The organism is Stenotrophomonas sp. GD04024 (genome assembly GCF_029837545.1).
Classification (GTDB): domain Bacteria; phylum Pseudomonadota; class Gammaproteobacteria; order Xanthomonadales; family Xanthomonadaceae; genus Stenotrophomonas; species Stenotrophomonas forensis.
On the sequence record NZ_JAOEDV010000002.1, the window covers coordinates 56,422 to 70,349 of the forward strand.

The 13,928-nt window shown below is 64.0% G+C and carries 11 protein-coding genes; 3 read left to right on the forward strand and 8 right to left on the reverse strand.

Going from position 1 to position 13,928, the window contains the following annotated elements; translation table 11 throughout:
- Positions 1–35 precede the first annotated feature (35 nt).
- The 8 genes from N7590_RS01095 to dnaA all read right to left on the reverse strand — a co-directional run bounded on the left by N7590_RS01095 (position 36) and on the right by dnaA (position 11,295).
- Positions 36–593, reverse strand: coding sequence for an energy transducer TonB (locus N7590_RS01095; RefSeq protein ID WP_180878546.1), 558 nt, complete (start codon positions 591–593; stop codon positions 36–38).
- Between the two features lie 254 nt (positions 594–847).
- Positions 848–2,038 carry a tetratricopeptide repeat protein gene (locus N7590_RS01100; RefSeq protein WP_053448358.1) on the reverse strand — a complete coding sequence of 397 codons (1,191 nt, stop codon included), beginning with the start codon at positions 2,036–2,038 and terminating at the stop codon, positions 848–850.
- 132 nt (positions 2,039–2,170) lie between these two features.
- Entirely contained in the window at positions 2,171–2,977 is an 807-nt protein-coding gene (locus tag N7590_RS01105) for a M48 family metallopeptidase (protein WP_053508116.1), read from the reverse strand.
- 71 nt (positions 2,978–3,048) lie between these two features.
- Positions 3,049–3,894: a CPBP family intramembrane glutamic endopeptidase gene (locus N7590_RS01110; protein ID WP_053508119.1), complete on the reverse strand. Its 846-nt coding sequence runs from the start codon at positions 3,892–3,894 to the stop codon at positions 3,049–3,051.
- Positions 3,895–3,961: 67 nt separating this feature from the next.
- Positions 3,962–6,421: a DNA topoisomerase (ATP-hydrolyzing) subunit B gene (gene gyrB / locus N7590_RS01115; protein WP_053508123.1), complete on the reverse strand. Its 2,460-nt coding sequence runs from the start codon at positions 6,419–6,421 to the stop codon at positions 3,962–3,964.
- Positions 6,422–6,533: 112 nt separating this feature from the next.
- Positions 6,534–7,628: a DNA replication/repair protein RecF gene (gene recF, locus N7590_RS01120; RefSeq protein WP_053448354.1), complete on the reverse strand. Its 1,095-nt coding sequence runs from the start codon at positions 7,626–7,628 to the stop codon at positions 6,534–6,536.
- A gap of 959 nt (positions 7,629–8,587) precedes the next feature.
- Entirely contained in the window at positions 8,588–9,688 is a 1,101-nt protein-coding gene (gene dnaN / locus N7590_RS01125) for a DNA polymerase III subunit beta (protein ID WP_005411731.1), read from the reverse strand.
- Between the two features lie 275 nt (positions 9,689–9,963).
- Complete coding sequence (gene dnaA / locus N7590_RS01130; RefSeq protein ID WP_005411730.1) at positions 9,964–11,295, reverse strand: chromosomal replication initiator protein DnaA; 1,332 nt, start codon at positions 11,293–11,295, stop codon at positions 9,964–9,966.
- Positions 11,296–11,550: 255 nt separating this feature from the next.
- Between dnaA and rpmH the strand changes: the two genes are divergently transcribed.
- From rpmH to yidC, 3 genes are read left to right on the forward strand one after another with little or no spacing between them, the layout of a single operon-like run.
- Complete coding sequence (gene rpmH, locus N7590_RS01135) at positions 11,551–11,691, forward strand: 50S ribosomal protein L34 (RefSeq protein ID WP_005411729.1); 141 nt, start codon at positions 11,551–11,553, stop codon at positions 11,689–11,691.
- Positions 11,692–11,696: 5 nt separating this feature from the next.
- Complete coding sequence (gene rnpA, locus N7590_RS01140) at positions 11,697–12,191, forward strand: ribonuclease P protein component (protein WP_006479316.1); 495 nt, start codon at positions 11,697–11,699, stop codon at positions 12,189–12,191.
- On the forward strand, positions 12,191–13,906 hold the full coding sequence (gene yidC, locus N7590_RS01145; RefSeq protein ID WP_053451218.1) for a membrane protein insertase YidC: 1,716 nt from the start codon (positions 12,191–12,193) through the stop codon (positions 13,904–13,906). Before rnpA ends, yidC begins: the two co-directional genes overlap by 1 nt.
- Positions 13,907–13,928 lie beyond the last annotated feature (22 nt).

Sequence of the window (13,928 nt, forward strand, 5' to 3'; positions counted from 1 at the left end):
CGTGGGCGGGGGTGGCCAGGCGGCCACCCGGCCCATCAGTTCAGCGCAAAGTTGACCGGGACGCGAACGCGACCTGCCGCCTTCTTACCGCCAGATTCAGCGGCGTTGAAGCGCCACTTGCGAGCTGCTTCCATCGCAGCACGGTCCAGGTCGCGGTTACGGCTGGACTTTTCCACCGTGACATTGGTGACGTTGCCGCTGGCATCGACATCAATGATCAGGATCACTTCGCCCTGGATACCGGCGCGGAAGGCTGCCGGCGGGTAGCGCGGCGGATTCATGGCCTTCGACGAGATGTCCACGCTGGCCTCGATCGTGCTCGGCGGTGACGGCGGCGACGGCGGCGACGGCGGGGTGACGATGTCGTTCGGGCGCGGTTCCGGCACGTCCACGACCGGCGCCTGCGGCGGCGGCGGGACCGGCGACGGCTTCGGCGGCGACAGATTCTTCACCGGCGGCGGTGGAGTATCGGTCGGCGGCGGCGGCGGCGGCGGCGGGGGCGGCGGCGGGGGCGCATCGACGATGGTCACCATGACGTTGCGCTCCTTCTCCGCAACGGCCTTGGGAGCCACGGCGGGAATGAGGAGCATCATGAAGGCGGCCAGATGCAGGGCAATTACAAACGCGATGCCGACGATGCGAGGCCAGCTCAGCCCCTTGTCATCGGGTTGTTCGTACCGGTGAACGACTAGTTGTTCCGTCATGCGCCAAGAGCTCAATAGTGGGGCCGGGATGCCGGGGGCGGAATCCCTGATCAGCGGTGCATGACACCGCAGGAACCTCCAAGCTTATACCAATCCTGAGCGCCTGCGCATCAACTGAGCAGGCATTCAGGCGTTATTCCTACTTACTTCAGGTTGATGATTTTTTTGGCATCAGCCTGGTTCTTCACACCCTTCGCCAGCGCCTGCTGGGCGGCCTGCTTGGCCTCCGGGATGCGACCTTCGGCATGCAGGACGCGTGCCAGGTTCAGGTAGGTCTCACCGTCCTTGGAGAGCGGGGCGGCCTTCTGCCACGCATCGATCGCCTGCGGCACCTGGTCGGAGTAGTAGTAGGACTGGGCCAGCGCCAGGTAGACCTGGTAGTCCGGCTTCAGGATGCCCTTCTGCAACCCTTCGTTGATGACCGCGATGACGTCCTTTTCCTTGTGCTCGGTGTTGGCATAGATCGAGTACAGCTGCTTGTACTCGCGCTCGTCGGTGAGCTGGCCGCTGCTGCGCAGCTTGTCCATCACCGCAGCCGCCTTGTCCATCTGGTCGGCCTGCATGTACATGCTGGCCAGGTTCAGCTGGGTCTTCTTGTCGTTCGGGTTCTTGGCCGCCAGTGCTTCGGCTTCCTTGACCGCCTCACCGGACTGGCCGGCTTCGGACAGGGCCGCCATCAGCAGCTGGTTCCAGTTGTCCTTCGGCTCGGTGGCGCCGGCGATGGCCTGCTTCAGCACCGGGATCGCTTCCTGGTAGCGCTCCAGCTGGTACAGCGCCTGGCCCTTGGCGATCAGCTCTTCCGGCTTGGTCGACTTGCTCTCGGCGAAGTACTTGTCGAGGGTGGCCAGGCCTTCGGCGGTCTTGTCTTCCTGCAGCTGCAGCTGGCCCAGCATCAGCATCGACTGGAAGTGGCCGTTGTTGTCCAGGCCGTTGAACTGCAGGACCTGCTTCAGGTAGGCGATCGCCGCCGGGGTGTCGTCGGTCTGGTAGGCGGCCTGCGAGGCCAGCTGCGCGGCCAGCGACTTGTCGTACTCGTTCGAGGCACTGTCGGCCAGGATCGCGTCAGCCTGCGTGCGCGTCTCCGGGAACTTTTCCTTGTTGTAGCTGTCGATCATTTTCTGCAGCTTGCTGCCCATCTTGGCCGAGGCCTTGACGGTCGGCTCCTCGCGGGTCGCGTTCGGGTACAGCGCCTCGGACTTGGCCTGCTTGCTGCCGCCACGGTTGCCACGCTCGGACGAACGCGAGGACTGCGCGAAGGCATCGGTGACCACGGCGCCGGTCAGGGCGGTCGCGACGAGGACGGAAAGCACAGCTTTGTGGTTACGGAAAATCATCGTTCACCTCGATCGAACCGCCGGTTAGCGGCAAAGTCGGACTGTCAGAAAAATCTGAGCCGCCAAACGTATCAGAAACAGATGGCGTGAGAAATCGTTTTATGTGCTGCAATACAGCATAGAACTGCGCACTCATCCGCACTTTGGCCGCAGTCCAGCCGCCTGCGCCTGCTGGTAGACCGGCGTCAGCGCCGGTGCATCGCGTCGCAGCTCCTGGATCCGGTTGGCCGGGTCGGGGTGGGTGGACAGCCATTGCGGGCTGCGACCGCCACTGGCGGCCATCATGTTCTGCCACAGATCGACCGCCTGCGCCGGGTTGAAACCGGCCTGGGCCATCAGTCGCTGGCCTAACTGGTCAGCCTCGGTTTCCTGGACGCGTGAACCCGGTAACAGGAACATCGTTTGCGCGCCCATCCCACCAAACTGGTTTAGTACGTTGGCTGCCGACTCACCTGCATAAGCTCCAACCAAGGCACCAGCAACCGCTAAGCCGGTCTGCGCGCCCATCTGGCGGGTAATGCGCTCTTCGTGGTGGCGCGCGATGACGTGGCCGATTTCATGGCCGATCACGGCAGCCAGCTGGTCCTGGTTCTTCGCCACGGTGAAGATGCCCGTGTTCACGCCCACCTTGCCACCGGGCAGTGCGAACGCATTGGGTTCCTTGTCGACGAACACCGCGGTCTCCCACCGTACACCACGGTATTGAGGCGGCAGCTGCGCGACCAGCGCGTTGACCACGCACTGCACGTAACCGTTCTGGCGGCCGTCGGTGCTGATCTTTTCCTTCTGCTTGGTTTCAGCAAACGCCTGCGCGCCCAGCTGGTCCAGCTGGGCCTGGGAGACGCCGCCCACCATCTGCCGGCGCCCGGTCGGGGACGTCGTGGTCGCGCAGGCGCTGACCAGGGTGGTGATGACAAGGGCCAGCAGCAGTTGTTTCATGGAAGCTCCCCCGTGTTCATGTCCGCAGTGTGTAGCGTACCGGCTTAATCTTTCGTCAAGCGGGCACGGCGTTACGTTGACCCCAGGAACACCATCGCGGCAAGCGCAACGGCGTTGTTCAATGCATGTGCGGTGATGGCCGCCCACAACGTGCCGGTTCGCTGGTAGAGCCAACAGAACGCGGCGCCCATGCCGCCATACACCAGCCACAACTGGAGCATGCCCAGCAGGGAGTTCTTGCTCAGACCCGGCACTTCGTGCACGAGGGCAAATGCCAGGCTGCTGAGGATGATGCCCAGCCAGGGACGGCCGGCTTTCCACAGGCGCCCGAACAGCACACGGCGGAACAGCAGTTCCTCGTAGGCCGGTGCCAGCACCACCGCGAACAACACGAGGAACAGCGGGAAACGCGCAATCGCGTTCTGCATCAGTTCCACGTTGGTCGGCACCGGTTCGATGCCGAACTGCCTGGCCAGGAAGGCGATGCCATTGCTGCCGATCACGATCAGCGCAGCCACCAGCACGGTCCAGCCCCAGGTCGAGGGCCGCCGCAACGCCTGGCGGGAAGTGGAGCGCTCGTCCGTCGTGGCCGGACGCCGCCAGAAGTACACCACCAGTGCCGCGCCACCCGTGGCGATCAACGCCATCAGGATCTGCGCCAGTGCACCCGGCTGGCCAACCGCCGCGCCGATCGCGTCGGGCGACAGCCCGCCACCCTGGGCCTCCGCATTGGCACGGCCGACCACGATCGCGCGGTAGAACCCCCAGAACAGCCCGGTGATCAGGCTCAGGCTGAACAGGGTGACGATGGCGATGCCCAGGTCGATGAAGAAACCCGCCAACGGGGAACCGGCGCGCGGCGCGGCCGATGCCGGCGGAATCGGGGGCGGGGCGGAAACCGGGGCGGAAGCGGACATCAGGTACCTGCGTTCAAGGGGCGAAGGCCGGCGCGCCTCCCCGCGCACCGGCCGTGTCCCGATTGTGTCAGATATCCAGGTTGGCGACCTTCAGCGCGTTGTCCTCGATGAAATCGCGACGCGGTTCAACCACATCGCCCATCAGGGTGCTGAAGATCTGGTCGGCGGCAACGGCATCTTCGATGCGCACCTGCAGCAGCCGACGGGTTTCCGGATTCACGGTAGTGTCCCACAGCTGTTCCGGATTCATTTCACCCAGACCCTTGAATCGCTGGATCTGGCGGCCGCGCTTGGCCTCTTCGAGCAGCCAGTTCTGCGCCTTGGCAAAGCTGTCCACTTCGATCGACTTGGCGCCGCGGGAAATGGTCGCACCTTCGCGGATCAGGCCATGCAGCAGCTTGGAGGCCTGGTGGATCGCGCGCAGTTCGCCGCTTTCGAAGGCCGACATCGGCAACACCTGGATGTGCTGCTCGCCCATATGGCGACGGGTCACCAGCACGGCGGCCGGGCGCTCGTCGTTGGCTTCCTGCAGTTCCAGGCTGAAGCGCGGGCTGCCCAGGCTGCCCTGGTTGAGGCGCTTGGCCAGTGCATCCAGGCCTTCGCCTTCGCCGGCAGTGCGCAGGCTGTCCATGTCCATCGGCACGAAATCGACCAGCGCCTCGAGCAGGTTGCGGTCGTAGCGGTGTGCGTTGCGTTCGATCGAATCCAGTGCAGCCGCGTAGGCCAGCAGCAGCTTTTCCAGCGCCAGGCCTTCGATGCCCGGCTCGCCGGTGGCCGGCACCAGCGCGGCGTTTTCCACTGCGCTGCTGGCCAGGTAGCTGTCCAGCGCCGGGTCGTCCTTCAGGTACAGCTCCTGCTTGCCCTGCTTGATCTTGTACAGCGGCGGCAGGCCGATGTAGACGTAACCGCGCTCGATCAGCTCCGGCATCTGACGGTAGAAGAACGTCAGCAGCAGGGTGCGGATGTGCGCGCCGTCGACGTCGGCGTCGGTCATGATGATGATCTTGTGGTAGCGCAGCTTGTCCGGGTTGTACTCGTCACGGCCGATGCCGGTGCCCAGCGCGGTGATCAGCGTACCGACCTGGTCCGACGACAGCATGCGATCGAAGCGCGCGCGTTCCACGTTGAGGATCTTGCCGCGCAGCGGCAGCACCGCCTGGTTCTTGCGGTTGCGACCCTGCTTGGCCGAGCCACCTGCCGAGTCACCCTCGACGATGAACAGCTCGGACAGCGCCGGATCCTTTTCCTGGCAGTCGGCCAGCTTGCCCGGCAGGCCGGCGATGTCCAGCGCGCCCTTGCGGCGGGTCAGGTCGCGGGCCTTGCGCGCGGCTTCACGTGCACGCGCGGCATCGACGATCTTGCCGGCGATGGCCTTGGCTTCGTTCGGGTTTTCCTGCAGGAACTCTTCCAGGCGCGCACCAAAGGCGTTTTCCACCGCCGGGCGCACGTCGGAGCTGACCAGCTTTTCCTTGGTCTGGCTGGAGAAGCTCGGATCCGGCACCTTCACCGACAGCACCGCGATCATGCCTTCGCGCATGTCGTCGCCGGTCAGGTTGATCTTGGCCTGCTTGGCGATGCCGTTCTGCTCGATGTAGTTGTTGAGCACGCGGGTCAGCGCACCACGGAAGCCGGCGAGGTGGGTACCGCCGTCCTTCTGCGGGATGTTGTTGGTGAAGCAGTACATCGTCTCCTGGTAGGAGTCGGTCCACTGCAGCGCCACGTCCACCACGATGTTGTTGTGCTCGCCGGTGACCGAGATGACGTTCGGGTGCAGCGGGGTCTTCAGCTGCGCCAGATGCTCCACGAAGCTGCGGATGCCGCCTTCGTAGTGGAAGTCGTCGCGACGGCCGTCGCCACGCTCATCGGCAAGGACGATCTTGACGCCGGAATTGAGGAACGACAGTTCGCGCAGGCGGCGGGCCAGGATGTCGTAGTGGAATTCCACGTTGTCGTGGAATGCCACGGTCGACGGCCAGAAGCGCACGGTGGTGCCACGTTTGGTGGTGGTTTCCAGCTTGGCCAGTGGGGTCACGGCCGCACCGTTGCTGAATTCCTGCTGGTAGTGGAAGCCGTTCTGGAACACATCCACCAGCAACTTCTGCGACAGCGCGTTGACCACGCTGACACCCACGCCGTGCAGGCCGCCGGACACCTTGTAGCTGTTGTCGTCGAACTTGCCGCCTGCGTGCAGCACGGTCATCACGACTTCGGCTGCCGAAACCTCACGGCCCAGCTTGGCGCTCATCTGCTCATGCTTGCCGGTCGGGATACCGCGACCGTTATCGGACACCGAGACCGAGCCATCGGTGTGGATCGTCACTGCCACGTGGTCGGCGTGGCCGGCCAACGCTTCGTCGATCGAGTTGTCGACGACCTCGAACACCATGTGGTGCAGGCCGGTGCCGTCATGCACATCACCGATGTACATGCCGGGACGCTTGCGGACAGCCTCCAGGCCTTCCAGGGCGGTAATGCTGTTGGCGTCGTAATTGCCGTTGTTTGCCGGGGTGTTCTGTTCGTCGCTCATTGCGCTTGCCGTAGGCTCCGCAGGTCGGCCACCGCGTGGAGCGATGCGCCGAGAATGAAAGGATTCCAACCCGAATTATACCAGCCGGGGTCGAGCGGCCCTGGTGTGACCACTATGGCACAGCCACGATCTGTGCATGTTCCACGTGGAACCGGGTGATGTCGGCCAGATCCTGCAGTGCCGACGGGGTTTCGGTGGCGGTAATGAAGATCTGCGCCGGGCCATCGAGCAGGCGTTGCAGCACGCGCGCCTGATGGGTGCGATCCAGCTCCGAGGCCAGGTCGTCAAGTGCGATCACCGGCCACTCGCCGCGTTGTTCCGCATAGTCCTCGGCCTGCGCAAGCAGGCACGCCAGCGCGGTCAGCTTGGCCTGGCCACGTGACAGTGCGTCGCGACCGGGAATGCTGTGGAAATCCACGCTCCAGTCCGCGCGGTGCGGGCCCACCGAGGTGTAGCCGGCCTGGCGGTCCCGCTCCCGGGCCAGAAGCAGGGCGTCGGCCAGAGGAAGTTCGTGGCGACGCCAGCCTGGGCTCAGTTCCAGCCCCTGGATTCCGAGTTGCGGAGCAAGGGTGGCTGCCAACGACACCGTGCGCTGCTGCAGTCTCTCCAGGTAGTGCTGGCGGCGGCTGGTCAGCGGTTCTCCTGCCTCGGCCAGCTCGTGATCCCAGGTATCGAGCATCCGCGACGGCCCGCCCTGTTTGAGCAGCGCATTGCGCTGCTTCAGTGCCCGCGAGTAGCGGCGCCACAAAGCGAGGAAATCAGGTTCCACGTGGAACAGGCCCCAATCGAGGAAGCGACGACGGGGTTCACCACCACCACTCACCAGCGCATGACTGCCTGGCTCGAAGGTCACCACGGCCAGGGCGGCGCAGAGATTCCCGAGCTGCGCGACATCCTCGCCGTCCAATCGCCCTTTCCAGTCCTGACCGCTGTGGCGCAGGCCCGCCTTGCGGCGATGGGGCGGGTGATGGGCGCGCTGCTCGTCCCATTCAACGAAGATTTCCAGCGCCTCCTGGCCCTGACGGACCAGACCATCGCGAACCCGGCCGCGAAAGCTGCGGCCATAGGCCATCAGGTGCAGGGCCTCGAGCACGCTGGTCTTACCGGCACCGTTGTCGCCGGTCAGCAGATTCAATCCTGGCTGCGGCAACAGGTCCACCGCGCTGAAGCGACGCAGTTGGTGCAGGGCGAGGCGGCGGATCTGCATGGGGCGCGAAGGACCATCCGCACTGGGCGGTAGAAGGGTGGGTAATCCATCAGCTTACTGCATCGGTCAAGCCGGTCGTGTTGCGGGCACCATCCGCCCCGGAACGCGACGGCTGCCGGCCACTGCTCGCTCGTTTCACGTGGTGTGCGGCTCATGCCTGCGGCCCCGCCGCAATCGGGAAGGGCGCGAATTCCTTCAAATCTGGGCACGGCACCACTCAGTAGGCCCACAGATTTCAGCAGTTTCACGGCCATCCAGTGGGAATCGCGGGATGCCTCAACGGCGATGCCAGCGGCAAACCACCCGGATTCCTTCAATTCTGCGGTCCAGGACCCTGGAGGGTTCCACAGAATTCAACGAATTCAGACCGACAGTTCCACGCTATCCACAGCGGGACGGTATGACTTATACACAAGGTATGGGCAATCTGTGGATAAATAAGCCCTTTTACCGTGCCGGCGAAACTATCCACAGGTTCCCCCCCAGCCCGAAGGCCCTCTATACAGGGGGTTTCAGCCTCATAAAACTTTTTAAAATCAAACAGATAACGCGTTTTTCCACGAAATCTGGCCCTACCATCACCACCATGCTTTAGATTTATACCCAGATTTAGAAGCTAGGCCCAGCCCGATCTGCCTCGAACGGGCCCTGTGGACAGTGGCGTCTGCAGAAACAGGAGTCATTGCTTCGCAGACGATCGCGAGGCCTGCTTCACCTGGGACAAGAAGGCCATTCGACTGAGCATGACGATCCAGCAGCCGGAATCCTGATTGCCTCCAATCCGAGAGCCCACTCGCACCGTCAATGTTGGAACCCAACGACGGGACAGCAGAGATCCCCGTTCCAAGGCGTCGAATCAGCGCCTGTAGCAGGACGAACACTCATGCTCCACGTGGAACAAAAAAAACGCCCGGGAAAATCCCGGGCGTCATTCGGTTCCACGTGGAACAGCGCTGGTGTCAGAGACGCAGCGGCATCACCACATGACGCGACTTCTCGCTGCTGGATTCACGCACCAGCGCCGAGGAGTTGGAGTCGCGCAGCTGGATGATGACTTCCTCGTCGCGCAGCGCCGACAGGGCATCCAGCAGGTAGTTCACGTTGAAGCCGATGGCCAGGTCGCTGACCGTGGTGTCGGCTTCGATCTCTTCCTGGGCTTCTTCCTGTTCCGGGTTGTGCGCGCTGATCTTCAGGTTGCCCGGCGAGACTTCCACGCGGATACCGCGGTACTTCTCGTTGGACAGGATCGCGGCACGCTGCAGCGAGGCACGCAGGGCTTCACGGTCAACCTTCACTTCGCGGTCGGCGCCGATCGGGATGACAGCCTCGTAATCCGGGAAACGGCCGTCGATCAGCTTCGAGGTGAAAGTGACATCGTCGCGCTTGACGCGCACGTGGCTGCGGCCGACTTCCAGCTCGATCTCGCGATCACCGCTTTCCAGCAGGCGCTGCAGTTCGGTCACGCCCTTGCGCGGCACGATGATCTGGCGCTTGGACCCGCTGGGCTTGGCCAGATCGGTTTCACACAGCGCCAGGCGATGACCGTCCGTGGCGACGGTACGCAGGGCGTCACCGCGCAGATCGAACAGCAGGCCGTTGAGGTAGTAGCGCACATCCTGCTGGGCCATCGCGAACGCGGTGCGTTCGATCAGCTCCTTCAGGGTCGCTTCGCCGATGGCCACGCGCTCGGTGGCTTCCACTTCGTCCACCGACGGGAAGTCGTTGGAGGGCAGGGTGGCCAGGGTGAAGCGGCTGCGACCGGCCTGCACGGTGATCTTGTCACCGGTCTGCGAGACGGTGATCCGGCTGCCGTCGGGCAGGGCGCGGATGATCTCGAACAGCTTGCGGGCGGGAATGGTGGTTTCGCCGTCCTGGGCATCTTCAACCGCGATCCGCGACACCATCTCCACTTCCAGGTCGGTACCGGTCAGCGACAGCTGGCCGTTCTGCACCTGGACCAGGAAATTGGCCAGAACCGGAAGGGTCTGGCGGCGTTCGACCACGTTGACGACCTGTGCCAACGGCTTGAGAAAGGCTTCGCGCTGCAGTGTGAAACGCATGTGGTTCCGTGCCCCTATGCTTTAAAAAATGTGGAGTAAATCAAAAGCTTGGTGGTGCTGGTAGAGACAGAATCGCTGGAAAACAACGCTAAGTCTTTGTAAATAAAAGAATTTCAGACCTCGAAACCCTCTGTATTACCGACCCCCAGGGGGTGGGGAAAGCTGTGGATAGAATCGGCGCGATTTCAGACGCCATTTTTATCCACAACGTGCCCCGCGCTTGCTACCGGATTCTGCACCGTTTTGTGCGATGACGCCTCATCGGCATCCGTGCATCATTCGCTCAGCTTCCGGATCAGCTTGTCCCAGTCCTCGCGGAGCTTGCCGTCGGTTTCCATCAGGGTCCGGATCTGGCGGCAGGCATGCAGCACCGTGGTGTGATCGCGACCGGCAAAGGCATCGCCGATCTCGGGCAGGCTGTGCTCGGTCAGTTCCTTGGTCAGGGCCATGGCGACCTGGCGCGGGCGGGCCAGCGAGCGGGTCCGACGCTTGGACAGCAGATCCTTGATCTGCAGGCCGTAGTAGTCGGCAACGGTTTTCTGGATGTTGGGAATGCTGATCGCCTGCTGCTGGGCACGCAGCAGGTCGCGCAGGGTTTCCTGGGCGAATTCGGTGGTGATCGCGCGGCCGGTGAAATTGGCGCGGGCGGTCAGGGTATTGAGCGCGCCTTCGAGGTCGCGCACGTTGGAGCGCATCTTCTTGGCGATCAGGAACGCAACGTCATCGGGAATCTCGGCACCGCGTTCGCGCGCCTTGGCCAGCACGATCGCGGCACGGGTCTCGAAGTCCGGCGGTTCGATCGCGACCGACAGGCCCCAGGCAAGCCGCGACTTCAGGCGCGCTTCCAGGCCTTCGACTTCGCGCGGATAGCGGTCGCAGGTCAGGATGATCTGCTGCTTGCCATCGAACAGCGCGTTGAAGGTGTGGAAGAACTCTTCCTGGGTGCGGTCCTTGCCGGCGAAGAACTGGATGTCATCGATCAGCAGCGCGTCCACCTGCTGGAACTGGCGCTTGAACTGATCCATGGTCTTTTCCTGCAGGGCCCGGATCATCGCGCTGAAGAACTGCTCCGAACGCAGGTACAGCACCTTCGCTCCCGGGTTGGCCTGGCGCATGGCGTTGCCGGCGGCGAACATCAGGTGGGTCTTGCCCAGGCCGGTGCCTCCGTACAGCAGCAGCGGGTTGTGCGCACGGTCGCCCGGCTTCTGCGCCGCCTGGAAGGCAGCGGCCAGGCCCAGCTGGTTGCTGCGGCCTTCGACGAAGTTGGCGAAGGTGTAGTGGTTGTCCAGGTTGCCGGCGAACGGCACCTGCGGTTCGCTGGAGACGTGCGCCGACGGCGTGGAAACCGGCGCGTTCTGCGCCTCCACCGGGCGTGGGCGCGAGCCGATTTCAAGAAAAACGTCGCTGAAACCGGCGAAATGAGCCAGCAGTTCGCGGATTCGGGCCAGGTACAGCTCGCGGACCTGGTCGACGATGAAGGCATTCGGTGCATACAGCACCAGGCTGTCCACGCGCAGATCGGCCTGCAGCGGCTTCAACCAGGTATGAACGTCTTCCGGCGGGAACTCCGCTTCGAGGCGCTCGAGACTACGGGACCAAGCATCCATCAGCAATAATCGTCCGGTGGCCGGGGCGTGGACGCGACAAGGCGCCCAAACACAGGCCGGAAAGGGGGGAAATGGATGGCTCAGACTACCACCGAGCGCCCGCCTTCGGAATGCTTGTCCCCTACTTATTCACAAAAACATCCACAGCTATTGCACAGGGCAGTGAATTGGCGTAGCTGCCAGGGCTTGACTTGGGGCGGGGTACCTCTCTAGAATTTCCGGTTCTTTCCGTCCCATTCATACGAGAGGCCCCCAATGGCCACGAAGCGCACCTACCAGCCCAGCAACCTCAAGCGTAAGCGCGACCACGGCTTCCGTGCCCGTATGAAGACCGCTGACGGCCGCAAGATCCTGTCGCGTCGCCGCGCCAAGGGCCGCAAAGTCCTGAGCGCCTGATTGCCATGCCGCACCTCGCGGCAGACGCAATCCCTTCGACAGTGAATACTGCAGACCCGCGCAAGCGATTCCCTCGCTCTGCGCGGGTTCGCACGCGTGCCGAATACTCAACGGTCTTCAACGGCGCCCGCCGTGTGTCCGATCCGCTGATGACCCTGCACTGGCTGCCGGCCGACCGGCCGGCCAGGCTGGGTCTGGCGGTTTCCCGCAAGGTTGATCCGAACGCCGTCGGGCGTAACCGGATCAAGCGCGTCCTGCGCGACATCCTGCGTCAGACACGTACCGAAATCCAGCCAGGCGACTTCGTCGTCGTGGCTCGTAGTGCTGCGCGTTCTGCCAGCAACGACGAGATCCGCCAGGCCTTCCTGCGCCTGCTGCGTCGCCTGCGTGCATTGCCCACGCCGGGCGTGGACGGCACAATGCCGCCGCCTGATGGCATCGCAACTCCTTCTTTGACCGAGCCGGCATCGCGTCCCGGCCCCGCCGAGCCTGTCCGCTGATGAACCAGACCCGCGTATTCCTCATTTTTGCCTGGCTGATGGTGGCCGTGCTGCTGTGGATGGAGTGGAGCCGTGAAAAGGCTGCTCCGACCCCGGCCCCGACGACCACGTCGGCCCCGGCCGCCGCACAGAGCGTTCCGGGTGCAACCCCGGGCGCCATCCCCAGTGCCCAGGTCCCGGGTGCCCCCGGCCAGGCCGCCGTGCAGGCCCAGGCCAGTGCCACCCCGGCCAGCCAGCGCGTGACCGTCACCACCGACGTGCTGCGCCTGGTGCTCGATGGGGGCCGCGTGCTCGATGCCGAGCTGCTGCAGTTCCCGCAGACCAAGGACGAAGGCAGCCCGCCGGTGCGCCTGCTGACCGAAGATCCCGCGCATCCGTACAGCGCGATCAGCGGCTGGGCCAGCGAGGACAAGAACACCCCGGTCCCGGGCGCTGACGGCTTCAAGCTGGTCGGTGACACCAACGACTTCGTGCTGGCCAAGGGCCAGAACGAGCTGCAGATCCCGTTCGTGTGGACCGCCGACAACGGCGTGACCATCAAGCGCACCCTGACCGTCTCGCGCAACGAGTACGCCGTGCGCTTCAAGGACGAAGTCAGCAACACCGGCACCGCGCCGTGGAACGGTTACGTCTACCGCACCCTGGACCGCACCCCGACGATCCTGTCGCGGAGCATGACCAACCCGGACTCCTTCAGCTTCAACGGCGCCACCTGGTACGACAACGACAAGAAGTACCAGCGTCGTGCGTTCAAGGACTACCTGGAAGACGGCACGCTGAACCAGAACATCACCGGCGGCTGGCTGGCGATGCTGCAGCACCATTTCTTCACCGCGTGGATCCCGCAGAAGGACCAGACCGCACACTACGTGCTGTCGCAGGTGGCCGGTCGTGACCTGATCGAAGCGCGTGGCCCGGCCTTCACCGTGGCCCCGGGCCAGTCCACCAGCACCGAGGCCCGCCTGTGGGTCGGCCCGAAGCTGGTCAACCTGATCGCCAAGGAAGACGTGCCGGGCCTGGACCGCGTGGTCGACTACAGCCGCTTCTCGATGATGGCGGTGATCGGCCAGGGCCTGTTCTGGGTGCTGAACCAGGTGCACAAGCTGGTCGGCAACTGGGGCTGGGCGATTGTCGGCCTGGTGGTGCTGCTGAAGCTGGTGCTGTATCCGTTGTCGGCCGTGCAGTACAAGAGCGGCGCCAAGATGCGTCGCTTCCAGCCGCGCATCGCGCAGCTGAAGGAACGCTATGGCGACGACCGCCAGAAGTTCCAGACCGCGATGATGGAGCTGTACAAGAAGGAAAAGATCAATCCGATGGGCGGCTGCCTGCCGATCCTCATCCAGATGCCGATCTTCTTCGCCCTGTACTGGGTGCTGGTCGAGTCGGTCGAGCTGCGCCAGGCGCCGTGGCTGGGCTGGATCCAGGACCTGACCGCACGCGACCCGTACTTCATCCTGCCGGTCATCAACGTGGCGGTGATGTGGTTCACCCAGAAGCTGACCCCGGCACCGGGCATGGACCCGATGCAGCAGAAGATGATGCAGTTCATGCCGCTGGTGTTCGGCGTCATGATGGCCTTCATGCCGTCCGGCCTGGTGCTGTACTGGGTGGTCAACGGCGGCCTGGGCCTGCTGCAGCAGTGGTGGATGACCAAGCGCCATGGCGGCGATCCGGTCCCGGCCACCACTGCCCCGGCCCCGGTCAAGAAGAAGTAACGGGTAGAGCCGGCCGCTGGCC

Coding starts and splice junctions, on each gene's coding strand:
- rnpA (WP_006479316.1), top strand. CDS start 11,697: ATGCCGCACCTCGCGGCAGACGCAATCCCTTCGACAGTGAATACTGCA.
- N7590_RS01110 (WP_053508119.1), bottom strand. CDS start 3,894: ATGTCCGCTTCCGCCCCGGTTTCCGCCCCGCCCCCGATTCCGCCGGCA.
- dnaA (WP_005411730.1), bottom strand. CDS start 11,295: ATGGATGCTTGGTCCCGTAGTCTCGAGCGCCTCGAAGCGGAGTTCCCG.
- gyrB (WP_053508123.1), bottom strand. CDS start 6,421: ATGAGCGACGAACAGAACACCCCGGCAAACAACGGCAATTACGACGCC.
- dnaN (WP_005411731.1), bottom strand. CDS start 9,688: ATGCGTTTCACACTGCAGCGCGAAGCCTTTCTCAAGCCGTTGGCACAG.
- recF (WP_053448354.1), bottom strand. CDS start 7,628: ATGCAGATCCGCCGCCTCGCCCTGCACCAACTGCGTCGCTTCAGCGCG.
- N7590_RS01100 (WP_053448358.1), bottom strand. CDS start 2,038: ATGATTTTCCGTAACCACAAAGCTGTGCTTTCCGTCCTCGTCGCGACC.
- rpmH (WP_005411729.1), top strand. CDS start 11,551: ATGGCCACGAAGCGCACCTACCAGCCCAGCAACCTCAAGCGTAAGCGC.
- N7590_RS01105 (WP_053508116.1), bottom strand. CDS start 2,977: ATGAAACAACTGCTGCTGGCCCTTGTCATCACCACCCTGGTCAGCGCC.
- yidC (WP_053451218.1), top strand. CDS start 12,191: ATGAACCAGACCCGCGTATTCCTCATTTTTGCCTGGCTGATGGTGGCC.
- N7590_RS01095 (WP_180878546.1), bottom strand. CDS start 593: ATGATGCTCCTCATTCCCGCCGTGGCTCCCAAGGCCGTTGCGGAGAAG.